This is a genomic window from Bullifex sp. (assembly GCF_034103065.1).
Lineage (GTDB): Bacteria > Spirochaetota > Spirochaetia > Sphaerochaetales > Sphaerochaetaceae > Bullifex.
The window spans coordinates 1-2,958 of the sequence record NZ_JAXEGN010000073.1 but is presented as its reverse complement, the minus strand read 5'-3'; the positions used below and the strand labels follow the sequence as shown (position 1 = coordinate 2,958).

4 protein-coding genes are annotated in these 2,958 nt (G+C 31.2%); 1 reads left to right on the top strand and 3 read right to left on the bottom strand.

Annotation, left to right across the window (positions count from 1 at the left end; genetic code table 11):
* Positions 1 to 177 precede the first annotated feature (177 nt).
* The 3 genes from SOY52_RS03205 to SOY52_RS03195 all read right to left on the bottom strand — a co-directional run bounded on the left by SOY52_RS03205 (position 178) and on the right by SOY52_RS03195 (position 1,223).
* On the bottom strand, positions 178 to 348 hold the full coding sequence (locus tag SOY52_RS03205) for a hypothetical protein (protein ID WP_320847541.1): 171 nt from the start codon (positions 346 to 348) through the stop codon (positions 178 to 180).
* 122 nt (positions 349 to 470) lie between these two features.
* The gene (locus SOY52_RS03200) at positions 471 to 884 is read right to left on the bottom strand and encodes a sodium:solute symporter family transporter (RefSeq protein WP_320847540.1); all 414 of its coding nucleotides are present in this window, start codon (positions 882 to 884) and stop codon (positions 471 to 473) included.
* A 213-nt stretch (positions 885 to 1,097) separates the two neighbouring features.
* A complete protein-coding gene (locus SOY52_RS03195; RefSeq protein ID WP_320847539.1) occupies positions 1,098 to 1,223 on the bottom strand; it encodes a hypothetical protein in 126 nt (41 codons plus the stop codon).
* Positions 1,224 to 1,801: 578 nt separating this feature from the next.
* On the opposite strand from SOY52_RS03195, the gene SOY52_RS03190 reads away from it, so the two are divergent.
* A partial coding sequence (locus SOY52_RS03190) for a sodium-dependent transporter (RefSeq protein ID WP_320847538.1) occupies positions 1,802 to 2,958 on the top strand: 1,157 nt, incomplete at its 3' end.

Below are 2,958 nucleotides of genomic sequence, written 5' to 3'. Positions count from 1 at the left end.
AGCTTAGTCTCCTTAAGTGTTTCCCTTATAGTATTATTCTTTGCTGAACGTTCGTCGTCTGTCATGAATGAATTATATCAACTGTTCAGCTTAACTGTCTATGCTGCAACTATCTGTATTATAAATAAAACTGCAATTCATTATCCGCCATAAAGGGACGGAAGCTTTCTTGCTACTTTATGTAAATACAAGGATAAGAATTCTTGTTGCTAGAGTTTCATTTTTCACTTTACTTTTTAATAAACCTCTATAGCAAATAGTAGAATTAGCATAAAGAGTTCCTGCTGTAGTTTCAACTAAAGTTAATAAAAGCATTCCTTCTAAACACCCTGCAATAAATGGAGGCATCTTTAATAAGATAAATTGAGGAAGAGCTGTTGATTATTCAATTCCTGGGTAGTATAGCTTCATATAAAAGCCTAGGAATATACAAAATAGACCAATGAATGGTCCTATTATTGAAGAAAGTATTATAGCTTTTTACTTTCTTTATAAGTTTTTCTTGTTATCAAGGCAGATGTGTAGTTTTGTCCTGTGATTATCCCAAATGAAAGTGATATCACTTGGCTGAGGTTTTTCCAAACTCCTCCTGCAAAAATATTGAAATTAGGGTCTTTAGGCAGGTAATACAATGATTTCCCCATAAATAAATATGCAACAACACCGCAGGCAAGAAAACCAATTGCCATTAATACTGCTTTTAAAATTCCCATATATCCTAAGGATATGTCACCCCCAAAAAATACATAGATAAGAACTAAAATGATAAATACTATTAATGCTACTGTTTGATTTATTGGAAGTAGTGCAGTAATTAGTGCTATAGCACTTAATACTTGGGAAACGATAGATAGTGTTGTTCCTCCTGCAGATAGTAAACTCATTGTTATTGCGGAGCTTTATCCATATTTAGAGGAGACTATCTCAAGAAGAGTTGTTTTATCACTAAAATAAATTTTCTTTGAAAAAAAGAAAGCAAATAGTAGTATTCCAATAGAGCAACCAAGTGTATACCACCATGCAGATAAACCTAAAGAAAATGCAGCTTGAGCTGTGCCTACAGTGGAAGAGCATCCAACTATAGTTCCTACAATTCCTCATAGGACTAAAAGTGATGATGCACTTTTTTTACCACTAAATTCTTTTCCTTTTTGCTTTTTTGTTGAAATAGCACTAACAGATAGAATTAATATCAAAATTGTTAATAGCCCAAAATATATCATTGTAATTACCCTTGGCAAGAATACCTTTTATTTGTGATAAAAAATATGAAGAGCTAAAAATGAATATAGATTGTCTATCAAATAAATAGGAAAGAAAATTTTTGTACAAAAGATTGTAATGATGTTGTAAATCTTTTCTATAATGCATAAGCACACTATTTTGGTTTTTAGAGGGATATTGAAAATCAATGTCATTTTCCTCATGGCAAGAGATTAGTTTTCATGTGGATATTATCTAGCAGGAATTGAAACTAATAACGATGCATAAATGAAAAATACTTAATCTATGATATAGAATATTAGTATGAGCTACCTTTAATAAATCTTCTGTTTGTGATTTTTGTGACTCAACGATTGGAAGAATACTATATATTTCTCTGTAAAAAAGCAGGAATAAAAGAATGAAGTAAAGTAAAGTGAAGTAAAACTACATATCACTTCACTTCGTACTTCATTTGATGTGAACTAGAAGGTAGAAATAAAGCTTTCGTCATATTATTAACATTTTCTATCGTATTATGTAAATTTTTGGGTTATCATTATCTTGTTTGTTTAAAATATAACATAAGAGGTAAACTATGAGCTCTGAAAGAGGATCTTTCTCTGGAAAGATAGGATTTGTACTTGCAGCTGCTGGTGCATCTGTTGGACTTGGTAATATTTGGCGATTCCCATATCTTGCTGCTAAATATGGCGGGGGAATGTTCTTAATTATTTATGTTTTACTTGTATTAACATTTGGTTTTTCCATGGTGATAGCAGAAACATCAATTGGAAGAATGACAAAAAAGAGTCCTGTAAGTGCATTTAAATCATTTGGAAACGCTAAGTGGTTAAAATTTGGTGGTTGGATAAATGTAATAATCCCACTATTGATTGTGCCGTACTATTCAGTTATTGGTGGTTGGGTACTAAAGTATTTGATGGAATATTTATTCCAAAATGGTTCTGCACTTGCTAATGATGGATATTTTGGATCTTTTATTTCAAATGGATTATCATGTGAAATATACTTTATTATCTTTGCATTAATTACTTTATTTATTGTCTTTAATGGAGTAAAGAATGGTGTTGAAAAGGTATCAAGGATAATGATGCCTATTTTAGTTATCTTATCACTTTTGATAATGATTTACTCAATTACACGTCCTGGCGCAATAGAGGGTGTTAAGTATTTGTTAATCCCTAATTTTAAGAATTTTTCATTGATGACCATTGTAGCTGCAATGGGACAAATGTTTTATTCTCTTTCAATTGCAATGGGTATATTAATAACATACGGTTCTTACATGAAGGATGATACCTCAATTGAAGAATCAACAAAGCAGGTAGAAATCTTTGATACCTTAATTGCAATTATTGCAGGCTTAATGATTATTCCAGCTGTTTTTGCTTTCTCAGGTGGAGATCCTGAAAAACTTCAAGCGGGTCCATCATTAATGTTTATTACTATTCCAAAGGTTTTTGATAGCATGGGCTTTGGTAATATTATTGGTATTTTATTCTTTGTTTTAGTACTATTTGCTGCACTAACAAGTTCAATTGCTTTAACAGAGAGTGTAGTATCAACAATTACTGACGAATTAAAAATCTCTAGAAAGAAAGCAACATTGATAACAGGCGTATTAATGATAGCTTTAGGAACTCTATCTGCTCTCTGCTATGGTCCTTTAAGCAATATTAAAATGCTTGGCATGCAATTTTTAGATTTATTTGACTTTTTAACAAATTCAAT